Below are 12,663 nucleotides of genomic sequence, written 5' to 3' on the forward strand. Positions count from 1 at the left end.
ATTTTAAAGCAAACATGTAATCTTTCTTCTGCATCTAAAGCCTTGCCCATCAAGTGCTTACCACAATCATTTTATCGACGTATGCAGCGCTTCTTTGCAGGTCAGTATTTTGATTATCGTCAAATTTCTCAGTTGATTTTCAATATGTTTTCATTCGACCAAGTGCAACTGACTTTAGATAGAACCAATTGGAAATGGGGAAAACGAAATATTAATATCCTGATGCTCGCAATCGTTTATCGTGGAATAGCGATACCTATCCTTTGGACATTGCTTAATAAACGTGGAAATTCAGATACGAAAGAGCGCACAAAAAACGGCAAATAATTAAAAAACCCTTAGAAATCTTGATAGCTAAATGATCTTATTCAGGTAAGATAGCCCAAAGAGCATCTAGCATTAGACGCAGTAGGATATGTTTCAGTTTATTCAGCAGCAACAAGACTTAACACCAGTCTTGGAAAAAATGGATCGTAACGAAGTCTATGGACTCGATACAGAATTCATCAAAGTCGACACCTTATGGCCGAAGTTAGGCGTATTTCAAATCAATGTCGAAAACAATGTCTATTTACTCGATGGTACGACACTCGATTTATCTGAATTTTGGAATAAACTTTTTCGTGCACAGCAAAATGTCTTTCATGCATGTAGTGAAGATATCGACCTGATTTATCACTATGCACAGCATAAAACCTTAAACAATGTATTTGATACCCAAGTGGGCATGTCATTTTTAGGACATGGTCTACAAGTCAGCTATCAAAATGCCCTGAAACAAATGTTGGATGTCGATATCGATAAAGGGGAAACGCGCTCAAACTGGTTGGCACGTCCATTAAGCCCTGCACAATTGAGCTATGCGGCAAACGATGTGCTGTACTTAATGAATCTCTCAGAAAAAGTTAAACAAGAACTAGATTCAAAGTCACTCTTAAACTTTGCACTTGAGGACTGTCAGCATCTGACGCAAGAAATCGCGACAGAAACGCCTTTGCATTTACTCTATCAAGATATTGGTAACTATCGACATTCACGTCGTCAGTTAATGCAGTTACAGCAGTTGGCTGTATGGCGTGAACACATGGTGAAAGCTTTAAATACACCACGTAGTTTCATTTTGAAAAACTCAAGCATGATTGATTTGGTTGAGAAAAATCCGAAAAATGCGTTTCAGTTATCGGGTGTAAAAGACATACGTCAAAATGTTGTCCGTGAGCACGGCAAAACCATTTTAGATTTGGTGAAGTTCTTGCCTGAGCAAGCAGATTGGCCACTACGTATGGCACGTCCGATCCGTCATTCTTCAAAAGATGTGGGAGAGAAGATTGATCACTTAATTCAAAATGTGGTCAATGAAACCAGTATTCCTAAAGAAGTATTGATGCGCAAAAAGTGGATGAACGCGCTGCATCAACATGTGGTTTTTCATAATGATGAGCAAGACTTGCCTGATTATTTATTAGGTTGGCGCTATGATTTGTTAACCCAACCTTTAATTCAACTCCTACGCCGTGATGAAAGCTATCTTTCGACGCAAATGAAAGTCATGGATTAATAATTAGTCAATTGGTCTGAAGTTTGAATATTTATACAAAATCACGACTGATGCGTTAATCATGACTAATGTCAGCTGCTTTTATTTGATGTATCCTGTGGCTTGAGTTATTTGAGTGCTGTTTTAGATATGCAATGTTCTATTTATAAATCAAGCAAAAAAGATGAAATGTATCTTTATATTGCTTGTCCAACTGAAGCTGATCAAGCCGCTGAAGATTTTAGCCCATTGAATGTTTTACCTGAAGCTGTTCGTGTTGCATTTGGTCGAGCGACTTTTGTGATGTCATTAGAGCTGAGTGAAGCGCGTAAATTGGCCCGTGTAAATGTATTGCATGTCATGGATTCGATTCAAACTCAAGGCTTCTTCCTACAAATGCCGCCAGAAGGATTAATCAATCCGAATGCTGCGGCACCAGAAGGCCTTCGTGGCGCATAAAGCATAATTCAGGAGTTGCACCGTGGATAGTTTTCTTTCAATGCTCGATTCAATTCCTGAAGACAGTATTGCTGTCACAGTTTACCTTTTGGGCAGTTTGCTGATTTTGTGGTGTTGGTATTCCATTGCTACACGCCTGCCAAAGCTGTTGGGTGGTATCACATGGATGATGATCTTTGCCATTTTATTGACGCCAACGGTTTCCGAAGGGCCAAATTCATCGATTGCACCGGCTATTTTTGGCTTGCTTTTTGGTGTGTTAACGAAAGAATCAGCACTCATTTGGTCAAATTTGTCACTGATTCTCTTTGTCATGGGTGTGGGGCTTGTGATCGGTTTCTTTTGGTCAAAATATGTGGCTAATAAAACCAAAGTAGTTGTCAATAACAATCATTCACCGCTGTAATTAATAAAAATAAGGTTTAATCATGTCTGTTGAAACACAACAATTTACGGGTACAGATCAGTACATCGCTACCGATAGTTTAAAACTTGCTGTTAAAGCTGCACGTAGCTTACAAAAGCCTTTATTGGTCAAAGGTGAGCCAGGTACGGGTAAAACTTTACTGGCTGAACAAGTGGCTGAAAGCTTAGGCTTAAAATTGTTGATTTGGCACATTAAGTCAACCACAAAAGCCCAGCAAGGTTTATATGAGTATGACGCGGTTTCACGTCTACGTGACAGCCAACTGGGTGACGACCGTGTTTATGACATTAAAAACTATATTAAACCGGGTAAATTGTGGGAAGCGTTCACCAGTGAAGAGCGTTGTGTTTTATTGATTGATGAAATTGATAAGGCAGACATTGAGTTTCCAAATGACTTGTTGCATGAATTGGATAAGATGTCTTTCTATGTATATGAGACTGGCGAAACCATTACTGCATCACAACGTCCTATTGTGATTATTACTTCAAATAATGAAAAAGAACTTCCAGATGCATTCTTACGTCGTTGTTTCTTCCACTATATTGAATTTCCAGACGACGCAACCATGCGTGAAATTATTGATGTTCATTTTCCGCAAATTTCAACTGCATTGGTCAATGAAGCATTACAAGTTTTCTTCAAATTACGTCAAGTTCCGGGTCTAAAAAAACCACCATCAACTTCTGAATTGATTGACTGGTTAAGCTTGCTGATGGCCGATGATATGCCAGAAGATGTACTGCGTAATCATGATAAGTCTAAAGCCATTCCACCTTTATATGGCGCACTCATTAAAAACGAACAAGATGTACAGTTGCTTGAACGTTTAGCCTTCATGTCTCGTCGCTAAAGGAGAAACACGCATGTTTGTGCGCTTGTTTTATACCTTACGCAAATACGGTGTTCCCGTCTCGACGCGTGAACTGATCGATCTGAATGAGGCTGTTGCTTCAGGTCTGGTCTTTGCCGATCAAGAAGAGTTCTATCAACTCGCCAAAACGATTATGGTGAAAGATGAACGCTTCTTTGACAAATTTGACCGAGGCATGAAGGACTATTTTGATGGGATTTCAACTTTTGATTTAGATGATTTACTCAATAAAGTTCAAAAGTTACCGAAAGACTGGTTCGATTTAGAACTCTTAGAAAAGCATCTAAGCCCTGAGCAGCGTGAAGAATTAAAGAAAGCAGGTTCATTAGAAGAACTCATGAAAATGCTGGAAGAACGTTTACGCGAGCAGCATAAGAAACATCAGGGTGGAAACAAGATGATCGGCACTGGAGGAACGTCTCCATTTGGTGCTTATGGTGATCATCCTGAAGGGGTGCGTATTGGTGGGCCAGGACGTAAACGTTCTGCTGTAAAAGTTTGGGAACAACGTAAATATCAGAATTTGGATGATGATCAAATTCTCGGAACGCGCCAAATGCAGATGGCATTGCGTCGTTTACGTAAATTTGCCAGACAAGGTGCGGCTGAAGAGTTAGACATCGATGGTACAATTCGCGAAACCGCGAAGCAAGGCATACTCGATGTGCAGCTCGTGCCTGAACGTCGTAATCGTATTAAGGTGCTGATGTTGTTCGATGTGGGTGGATCGATGGATTCACATATTGCACAATGCGAAAAACTGTTTAGTGCGGCGAAAACTGAGTTTAAAACCTTAGAGTATTTCTATTTCCATAACTGTGTATATGACTATGTTTGGAAGGACAATGTACGTCGCTCAAGCACCCGTATGAATACGTGGGATTTATTCAATACCTATGGAAGCGACTATCGTGTAATTGTGGTTGGAGATGCCTCTATGGCACCTTATGAACTCAATTCTGTGGGTGGTTCGGTTGAATATATGAATGATGAAGCAGGCAATGTCTGGCTACAGCGCTTACGCAATCATTTTGAAAAAACAGCATGGTTGAACCCAGAAGAAGATCGTTATTGGCATTACACCCATACGATTGGTTTGATTAAGCAAATTTTTGAAGACCATATGTACCCAATGACCCTCAAAGGCGTTGAGGATATGACCAAGTATTTAGCACGATAAAGCTGGAAAGAAAGCACATTTAAAGAATAAGGATCATAAAAAAATGGATCATCAAATTAATGGTATTGCTTTGCCTAATGACGCGGGCTTTTTTGGGAACTATGGTGGTCAGTTTATCCCGCCTCACTTAAAAGCGGCAATGGATGACATTAAAGTCGCTTACGAGCAAATTCGTGTAACAGAAGAATTTCAAACTGAACTTGCTGAACTGTTTGCGCACTATGTTGGTCGTCCAAGTCCGTTGTTTTATGCAAAACGGTTATCTGAACAGTTGGGTGGGGCACAGATCTATCTAAAGCGTGAAGACTTAAACCACACAGGTGCACATAAAATTAATCACTGTTTGGGTGAAGCGCTGCTTGCAAAATATATGGGTAAAACCAAAGTCATTGCAGAAACCGGTGCAGGCCAACACGGCGTTGCACTCGCAACAGCCTGTGCTTTGGTGGGGATTCCGTGTGAAATTCATATGGGGCAGGTCGATATTGAAAAAGAACATCCCAATGTCGTCAAAATGAAAATCCTTGGAGCAACACTCATTTCAGTGACACGTGGTACTGCAACGCTGAAAGATGCTGTGGACAGTGCTTTTGAAGAGTATTTAAAAGATCCAACCAATTATATCTATGCTATTGGTTCGGTTGTTGGGCCACATCCATTTCCAATGATGGTCCGTGACTTTCAGTCAATTATTGGTAAAGAAATTAAAGAACAAACCCATGAGCGCTTTGGTGCGAACCCAGATTATGTGGTTGCATGTGTGGGTGGTGGTTCAAATGCTATGGGTGCTTTCACCGCATTTTTAAACGATGCAGATGTGAAACTAATTGGTGTAGAGCCTGCTGGTCATGGTCTTGATACCGACATGCACTCGGCAACCTTAACTTTAGGTAAACCAAGTCAGATTCATGGTATGGCGTGTTATTTACTTGAAAATGATCAAGGTGAACCGTTACCAGTGCATTCGATTGCTTCAGGTTTAGATTATCCTGGTGTCGGGCCACAGCACAGTCTACTGAAAGACTTGGGTCGTGTCGAATACACCACTGCGACTGATCAAGAGTGCTTGGATGCGTTTATGCGGTTGTCGCGAGTTGAAGGAATTGTACCTGCGCTTGAAAGTTCACATGCCGTGGCGTGGGTACTTCGTGAAGCTCCAAAGTTGGCCAAAGATATTAAAATTGTGGTGAATGTATCTGGTCGTGGCGACAAAGATGCAGATTATGTCGCTGCAAAATTAGGTCTGAACTAAGTTTTAAGCCTTTCATATTTACATATAAAAATCCCTGCTTAGTGCAGGGATTTTTATATGGTTTCAACTTTATTTTTTATCATTAGTAGCCAATGCTGAGTATACGTTCATTATTGAATACCTCACCATTAAAACTTAACCTGAAATATACTGTTGTAGTTGCTCAATCAGTTTCTTTTGATCATCCATTGCCGCTTTCACCAAGTCACCAATAGAAATGAGTCCCAATAATTTATCTTGTTCAACCACAGGCAAGTGACGTAGGTGGCGATCTGTCATGAGGTCTAAACATTCTTCAACCGTAACTGCTGTTGTGACCGTCAGTACTTTTGCTGTCATAATTTCATTGACTGTGGTTTGCTTTGAAGTACGTTCCATCAACATGACTTTGCGCATATAGTCACGTTCGGACAATATACCTACAACGCGTTCTTCTTGTGTGACCACAAGTGCACCAATGCCTTTATCTGCCATAAGTGAAATTGCTTCAAGAACCGTGGCTTCAGGGCTGATGGTGTAGATTGCTTGATGTACTTTATCTTTTAATACTTGAGCAACATTGGTCATAGGGCATATCCTCGGTTGTGGTTATTGTTTTATATTTAAATTAGCGCGATTTAAAAAAAAAGCAAATACTTTACAGTCATAGCTCTCAATAAAATAACAAGTTAATTACGTCTTATTGTTCTTAATGAGCCTTAAGCTGGCGACAGAATACGGTCATTGAAGAAAAAGTGACGCATTTGAGACGTACTGAGCTTCATACGCTTTGTGCCATTACATAGCGCAGGGGTGACTTTTAAGCGTGACAGAGTAGGCAGTAATGCGCTTTGGAAATCATGTGGCGTGATTTTTTTAGGAATATAGTTTGGCCAGTGCAATTGAGCATATTGGTGTGCGTGTAAACCATTGAGCCAAAAAGGGAAAACATAGTCATCGTGATCAGAGGTCATAGCCCAGCCTTGCTGTTCAGCGTTGTAAAGCCCCCAAAGAATACCGCAGTACATCATGCCTCTTAGAATATTGATTTTTAAATATAAATGATTTGAAATCGGTTGTAGTTTCAAAATTTTGTACATAGCGTTATGTCGTTAAGGAACATGACGCTATTTTAAATAATTAAGATGAAAGTTCAGTGTAAGCTTTGCATAACTATGTAAATAAATATGTCATATCAAAATGTTAGGCTCAAAAAAAAACGCCACCTAGGTGACGTTTTATTATGCTTTCATGGTGGCAAGCTGTTGCCAGTATTGTGCTTTCAGTGAGTCACGTTCTACGCGGAAACCTTGATAATAAAGTTCTGCCAAAAACAGTGCTGCTTTACCGTGGCCTGCGCGTGCAACGCTTTCTAACTGTTGTACTGCTTCTACAAAGTTCATTTGTGATTGAATGGTGTTTACTGCATCCGCATACGCATGTTCTAAGTCATGATGAGAGATTTGTTGAATCATATTAAGCTCCTTATTCTAATTATGATCACTTAAAGGTAATTTTACCTTTAGATATAAATATCACGCTAATGTTAAATATTTATTACAAATTGCTGGAATTGTCAAATATATTGTCGAGTATTCTTCATCTTATTTTGTTTACATGATTAAACAATGAACAATCAAAATATTGAATATGATAATAAAACAGGAAACTGTATTTTATAAGGAGAATAACATGACAAATACATTAGACGGTTTTGATTTTGATATGCCTCCAACTATTTCTCAAATTGTAGCGTTGGCGCAATATCACCGAACACTATTAGATGAAGCAGTTTTCCATCAAGAAATTCATCTTGGGGATTTTTGTTTGGCACAACGTAAACGAGTTTATGATTTCACACGTCAGCTTGATGAAAATCAACGGGCTGATTTTTATGAAACATACAATGGGGAGCTAAGACGTATTGCAGATGACGATCCTGCACACCCTGCAGATGCAGAAAATGGTGTTGGGGCTTTCGCCATTATGATTGCATTGGGGGTAATTGCCTTGGTGCTCTATTTTGCAGTTATTCGTAGCATTGTTGGTTAGACTTCTGCTTTACAAACAATCTGACTTGCTGAAATTATGTCCTCTTTAGCATTAATGGGGGCATTTTTCAGCATTTCAACTTGTGATTATGCAATTCGCTACTTACACTAGTTTCACTAGAGGTAGGTTATGCACATTGCGATCCAAAAAATTCTTAAATTAAAATCACAGATTACACTTGTACAAATTTATAATGGTTTGATGGCGTCGATCATTATGCTCATTGTCGTTTTATCGAGTATTGCTTTATCTCGACCCATTTCTCCAAGCCAATTTGAAAATGTAAGTCGCTTATCTCATCAAGCGACTTTTCCAGAAACACAAGAGATGGCTCAAGATCTGGTTTTGGAAAACCAGATTTCCTATATTGATTACTTTAGATTAATGCAGGCTCATCAGTTTGAGCAGAATCGGGCGAAGCAGCTTCCGGCATTGGCTCCGGAGGTTCAATAATCGCAGGAATTTGATCAGGATGCGGGATGCTTTGCTTAATATTCGGGTCAAGATTCAATTCTAGAATATGTCGAAGTTGCTCTTTATCTAAAGCATTACTGACAATCACAAGGGTAAGACTTTCAGGGTGAATGTGTTTACGTATTGCATTTTGGACATCTAAAGGCGTGATCTCAGCTAAACGTTTTGGGTAGTCTGCTAAATAATTCGCATCTTGTTGGTAAAACCCTATAGAGCCCAGTTGTGCGTTGATGTTTGCATTGCTGCTATAGCTGTTAGGTAGGCTGCGTAACATACCGGCTTTAGTTTCTTCTAACTGCTGTGCATCAATTGGTTGATGGACAAAGTCAACTAGGGCTTTATGCGCCACTTGTATGCTGTCCATGAGCTGATCTTGTTGGGTTGAATAACTTAGAATAAAACTTCCAGCCGCTTGGCTAAATGTAAAAGCACTGTTTGCTCCATAGGTGTATCCACGTTTAACGCGTAGTTCTTTCATTAAAATGGAGCTAAATCCACCCCCACCCAACATACGGTTAGCTAGTTCGAGGGCTAAACGATCAGGATCATCCCGTGTGGTTGATAGATGTCCCATGGTGACGTGGGCTTGAGTTGAATTAAACAGAATATGTTGAATATCAAAGTTGGGTTTATCTTGTGGTACAGCAAGTGGCTTTGCCGCTTCACCTTGTGAGAGGGCTGCACTTATTCGTTCAGCCAGTTTTTGCGCTTGTTTAACACTGAGTTGGCCTGTCAGTGCAATATTCATATTTTGACTAACCAAAAATTCATCTCTGAATTTTTTTAAGTGCTGAGTCGTAATTTTTTTAATACTGCCATTGGTTCCCGTAATCGGTTCCGCATAAGGATGTGAACCGTAGAGCGCACGATAAAAACGAATGCTCATCAATCGACTCGGGCTTTCTTTCAACTGCTTCTGGCCCACTTGGGTATTGCTCACCATCAAACTAATACTGTTATTTTTAAAAGTAGAGTCTTTTAATACTTTAAGCATCGTACTTACCGCAGCATCTAATTTTTTAGGGTCAGACAGGGAACGCAGTCGAACCACAAACATGTCACGGTGTGCAGCTACACTAAAACGAGCCCCGACTTGTTCAAAGGCATTCGCGATTTCAACTGCATCATGTTGCGTGGTGCCTTCATCGATGAGTTGTGCTGCCATATTGGCAACACCATATAGGCCTTTTTCTACTTCTACATCTCTTGCAGAGCCTGCATTAAAGGTAAGTTGAATATCCACCATAGGTAAGGCTGGTGACTCAACGAATAGACTTCGAACTTTGTATCTGTTTTTAAGTTCGTGTACATGTGGTGCTGTATAAAGGTCGCTGGTTTGAACTTGTTTTAAGCTTTGTAGAGAAGCAATAGACTGTAATGTACGTGGGTCATCATTGCTTACACTGCTTGTACTTACATCTGCAATTACATTGGTAGTGCAAAAGGTAGACATGGTAATAAATAATAGGTTAAAGATGGTCTTTTGATTTTTCATTATTTTGTGGCCTTCTTTTCTGGTTGAAGGTACAACGTACTTAAGTTATTTCTGATAAAAGCAGTTTGAGCAACGTGCTGAATATCTTCAGGTGTAACCGCTTCAAAATGCTGTGGAAGCTGATCCATTAGTCGATAATTCAAGCCATTCACAGCTAAGTTTCCAATCATCTTTGCTTGCCCGACAATGTCATCTTGACCATAAATTAAGTTTGCAACAAAGCGTGTGCTAATCCGTTCTAGCTCTTGAGGTTGAACAAGTTCTGTTTGGAGTCGCTCAATTTCATGTTCAATGGCTTTTTGTAGCTCCGGAAGTTCCACGCCAGTGACTGGAAGTGCGGAGATACTAAATAAACTGTCTCCACGGTTATAAGGGTCATAACTCACACTCAGTGCGGTTGCTAATTTTTTGTCGCGTACAAGGCGCTGTTGTAATCGAGAGCTGATCCCGCTATCTAATAAGCTTCGAATAAGTGTGAGTGCATAAACATCTTCTGGATTGCTTGCTGTTGCAAGTGATTTCACATTCCAAGCCATATATAAATTTGGCACCTCAACATTGGTATTTTGCTCCATGTGACGGTAGCCAATGTTCTCAAACTCAGTCACATCATTGCGTACAGGTGTTGGATGGCTTTTGATGTCGCCAAAATATTTTTGAACTTGTCTTAAGGCAGATTCTGCATTGACATCACCCACAATCACCAAGATCGCATTGTTTGGGCTATACCATTTTTGATACCACTGCTTCACGTCATCTAGACTTATATTTTGCAAGTGTTTCATGTGCCCAATGACGGGTTGACGATAGTGACTCGTGGGATAAGAAATCCATTTGAAGCGTTCGAAAGCGAGTGAGCGGGGGTTGTCATCGGTACGTAGGCGTCGCTCCTCCATCACGACTTTAATTTCAGGGTCAAAGTCTTGTTTCCGTAGTAAGAGATTGCGCATACGATCTGCTTCAAGCTCTAAAGCCATTGGGAGGTAAGTTTTAGGATAAAGCTGATAGTAATTGGTGTAATTGGTAAATGTTGCGGCATTTACTGTACCGCCATAGATTCGACTTAAACGACTGAATTCGTCATTGGGAACTTTGGATGTGCCTTTAAACATCATATGTTCCAGTACGTGCGAAATACCCGTTATATTTCCAGACTCATCGGTGCTACCGACTTTGTACCAAATTTGGGTCATGACCATTGGGGAGCGGTGATCTTCACGGATAATCACCTGCAAGCCATTGCTTAAAGTGGTTTCAAAACTACTGCGGGTAAGTTCACTGCGTATTTGTGCATGGGTAGTTATAGGTAAACAAAGTAGAGTTAAACCCAGTGCAACTAAACTTTTTTTATAAGAATGCGTGACTAATAAGTGATGCATATAAAATTTGGGCTCAGGTTGAAGTGAAAGCATTTCAATAAATAACCATTCTTAAGAAAAATACGAAGTAGATCAAGCGCCAGAAGTATTGATTTGTTAAGTGTTTACATAAAGTATTGTTGCTAAGCGAAAGCCTATCTTTTATGGTAGAATCCGTCTTTTTTAACGCAGTGCTTTTCAAGGATTCGGCATGCAACAGCAATCTAATGAGCAGAACAAATTTTTGATTGATGCTGATATCGGGGATGACGATGTCACACTACCAAGTTTACCTGTGGTCAATGTGCCAATCGTTGAAACAAAAGAGCAAACAGTTGTTAGTCCAGTTGTGGTTGCTGAAACAAGCGCAGAAGAAGCAGAGACATCTGCAAAAGGCGGTTTCTTTAGCCGCATGAAAGAAGGGTTAACCAAAACCCGTAAAAACCTTGCCGATGGTATGGTCAATATTTTGATCGGTGGTAAGGAAATTGATGACGAACTGCTTGAAGAAGTTGAAGAGCAGCTTCTCGTGGCCGACATTGGCGTTGATGCAACGAAAACCATCATTACCAACTTAACTGAACGTACTGCACGTGGCGATTTAATTTACTCGCACTCGCTATATAAAGCGCTTCAAGAAGAGTTGGTCGCTTTACTTGCACCACGTGTGAAACCTTTACACATCGATCCGAACAAAACGCCTTATGTGATTTTGGTGGTGGGTGTAAACGGTGTGGGTAAAACCACAACCATTGGTAAATTGGCAAAACGCTTACAAGGTGAAGGCAAGAAAGTGATGCTTGCTGCGGGGGATACTTTCCGTGCGGCAGCGACTGAGCAGCTTCAAATTTGGGGTGAGCGTAATAATATTGCCGTAGTCGCACAAGGCCATGGCGCTGACAGCGCTTCTGTCATTTTCGATGCGTTTGAAAGTGCGCGTGCGAAAGGTGTCGATGTTTTGATCGCAGATACCGCAGGTCGTTTACATAACAAAGGTCATCTTATGCAAGAGTTGACCAAAGTAAAACGTGTCATGCAAAAAATCGATGCGACTGCGCCACACGAAGTTATGTTGGTGGTCGATGCAGGAACAGGTCAAAATGCGATTAATCAAGTAGAAATGTTTGATGAGGCAGTTGGTTTGACAGGCCTGACGATTACCAAGCTCGATGGTACTGCGAAAGGTGGTGTACTATTTAATATTGCCAGTCGTACGCATGTTCCAATTCGCTTCATTGGTGTCGGTGAGAAAATTGACGACTTACGTCCTTTCTCTGCAAAATCCTTTGTTGCTGCTTTGTTCGAAACAGAGAAATAAGATTGAACAGCACAATTTTAAAGTGTTAGATCAGTCACATAAACTCCGCTAAATGCGGAGTTTATTTTTTGATTCAATTTGTTTGTTTTAAAAACAAGCATTTAGAAATCACGTAATGAATATAAGTGATTCTCCTGAGATTACACTAGCACCTAATACAATAGGCATCACTGTACATTTTGGGGAACACGGTATGGCTTTATTACATAAAATTGGACAAGTTCTAACAACGGATTTAACCAAAGATTTAAAATTTAA

The 12,663-nt window shown here is 40.2% G+C and carries 13 protein-coding genes and 2 pseudogenes; 10 read left to right on the plus strand and 5 right to left on the minus strand.

All coding sequences use genetic code 11. The features are described 5' to 3' along the window. The 7 genes and pseudogenes from ACY3FQ_RS07870 to trpB form a co-directional block, all read left to right on the plus strand. Positions 1-309 (plus strand): annotated as a pseudogene (locus ACY3FQ_RS07870) (IS4-like element ISAba33 family transposase); the annotation flags it as partial. Between the two features lie 106 nt (positions 310-415). Next, the gene (locus ACY3FQ_RS07875) at positions 416-1,558 is read left to right on the plus strand and encodes a ribonuclease D (RefSeq protein ID WP_010326777.1); all 1,143 of its coding nucleotides are present in this window, start codon (positions 416-418) and stop codon (positions 1,556-1,558) included. A 129-nt stretch (positions 1,559-1,687) separates the two neighbouring features. After that, positions 1,688-1,996, plus strand: coding sequence for a YcgL domain-containing protein (locus ACY3FQ_RS07880; RefSeq protein ID WP_004984643.1), 309 nt, complete (start codon positions 1,688-1,690; stop codon positions 1,994-1,996). Positions 1,997-2,018: 22 nt separating this feature from the next. Continuing rightward, a complete protein-coding gene (locus ACY3FQ_RS07885) occupies positions 2,019-2,402 on the plus strand; it encodes a hypothetical protein (protein WP_336000658.1) in 384 nt (127 codons plus the stop codon). Positions 2,403-2,424: 22 nt separating this feature from the next. Then, the gene (locus ACY3FQ_RS07890) at positions 2,425-3,276 is read left to right on the plus strand and encodes an AAA family ATPase (RefSeq protein WP_489773808.1); all 852 of its coding nucleotides are present in this window, start codon (positions 2,425-2,427) and stop codon (positions 3,274-3,276) included. 13 nt (positions 3,277-3,289) lie between these two features. Further along, positions 3,290-4,477 carry a vWA domain-containing protein gene (locus ACY3FQ_RS07895; protein WP_489773809.1) on the plus strand — a complete coding sequence of 396 codons (1,188 nt, stop codon included), beginning with the start codon at positions 3,290-3,292 and terminating at the stop codon, positions 4,475-4,477. A gap of 43 nt (positions 4,478-4,520) precedes the next feature. Further along, positions 4,521-5,729 (plus strand): tryptophan synthase subunit beta, encoded by a 1,209-nt coding sequence (gene trpB / locus ACY3FQ_RS07900; protein WP_489773810.1) that lies wholly within the window; start codon positions 4,521-4,523, stop codon positions 5,727-5,729. A 135-nt stretch (positions 5,730-5,864) separates the two neighbouring features. Here the strand turns inward: trpB and ACY3FQ_RS07905 are convergent, their stop codons facing one another. The 3 genes from ACY3FQ_RS07905 to ACY3FQ_RS07915 all read right to left on the minus strand — a co-directional run bounded on the left by ACY3FQ_RS07905 (position 5,865) and on the right by ACY3FQ_RS07915 (position 7,183). After that, entirely contained in the window at positions 5,865-6,296 is a 432-nt protein-coding gene (locus tag ACY3FQ_RS07905; protein ID WP_010326774.1) for a CBS domain-containing protein, read from the minus strand. Between the two features lie 131 nt (positions 6,297-6,427). Continuing rightward, complete coding sequence (locus ACY3FQ_RS07910; protein ID WP_234963919.1) at positions 6,428-6,808, minus strand: DUF2750 domain-containing protein; 381 nt, start codon at positions 6,806-6,808, stop codon at positions 6,428-6,430. Between the two features lie 141 nt (positions 6,809-6,949). After that, the gene (locus ACY3FQ_RS07915; protein ID WP_004697075.1) at positions 6,950-7,183 is read right to left on the minus strand and encodes an SEL1-like repeat protein; all 234 of its coding nucleotides are present in this window, start codon (positions 7,181-7,183) and stop codon (positions 6,950-6,952) included. Between the two features lie 217 nt (positions 7,184-7,400). Between ACY3FQ_RS07915 and ACY3FQ_RS07920 the strand changes: the two genes are divergently transcribed. Beyond that, the gene (locus ACY3FQ_RS07920) at positions 7,401-7,760 is read left to right on the plus strand and encodes a hypothetical protein (RefSeq protein ID WP_489773811.1); all 360 of its coding nucleotides are present in this window, start codon (positions 7,401-7,403) and stop codon (positions 7,758-7,760) included. Between the two features lie 376 nt (positions 7,761-8,136). Here the strand turns inward: ACY3FQ_RS07920 and ACY3FQ_RS07925 are convergent, their stop codons facing one another. Then, complete coding sequence (locus ACY3FQ_RS07925; protein WP_489773812.1) at positions 8,137-9,729, minus strand: M16 family metallopeptidase; 1,593 nt, start codon at positions 9,727-9,729, stop codon at positions 8,137-8,139. Then, positions 9,729-11,108, minus strand: a complete 1,380-nt coding sequence (locus ACY3FQ_RS07930; RefSeq protein ID WP_489774402.1) for a M16 family metallopeptidase — start codon at positions 11,106-11,108, stop codon at positions 9,729-9,731. The genes ACY3FQ_RS07925 and ACY3FQ_RS07930 overlap by 1 nt, the downstream gene beginning before the upstream one ends. 190 nt (positions 11,109-11,298) lie before the next feature. Between ACY3FQ_RS07930 and ftsY the strand changes: the two genes are divergently transcribed. Then, entirely contained in the window at positions 11,299-12,405 is a 1,107-nt protein-coding gene (ftsY, locus tag ACY3FQ_RS07935; protein ID WP_287166555.1) for a signal recognition particle-docking protein FtsY, read from the plus strand. A 115-nt stretch (positions 12,406-12,520) separates the two neighbouring features. After that, positions 12,521-12,663 (plus strand): annotated as a pseudogene (locus tag ACY3FQ_RS07940) (nitroreductase family protein); the annotation flags it as partial.

It is taken from the genome of Acinetobacter sp. AB03 (assembly GCF_058107045.1).